The sequence below is a fragment of the Tetzosporium hominis genome (assembly GCF_002265435.1).
GTDB classification, from domain to species: Bacteria; Bacillota; Bacilli; order Bacillales_A; family Planococcaceae; genus Chryseomicrobium; species Chryseomicrobium hominis.
Genome location: NZ_NOKQ01000250.1, coordinates 1 through 352, shown reverse-complemented (window position 1 = coordinate 352; position 352 = coordinate 1). Strand labels below are relative to the sequence as shown.

Below are 352 nucleotides of genomic sequence, written 5' to 3'. Positions count from 1 at the left end.
GGACTCGTCCTCTTCGTGTTTTTCGGCTTCTCATTCTCCGCCCGATAAAAGTCGTGAAACATCTTCATCATCGCCCGTTTCTCAATCCGAGACACATAGCTCCGCTAGATCCCGAGCTCCTTCGCGATTTCGCGCTGTGTTTTCTCTTTCTTCAAATCAAGGCCGAAGCGGCCGACGATGACTTCTTTTTCTCTGCCGTCCAGGATGTCGATGTATTTTTTCACTTTTTCAAGCTCCATGTTGAGCTGGATGGTGTCGATGACGTCTTCGTTTTCCGATTTGAGGACATCAATGAGGCTGATTTCAATGCCACTCACAGGTTATCCGTTTTTATCGCTTTAAACTGTTGAAA

1 pseudogene is annotated in these 352 nt (G+C 46.6%); it reads right to left on the bottom strand.

What is annotated here, in order from left to right:
• Positions 1-311, bottom strand: a pseudogene (locus CF394_RS11525) (sigma factor-like helix-turn-helix DNA-binding protein); the annotation flags it as partial.
• Between the last annotated feature and the right edge of the window lie 41 nt (positions 312-352).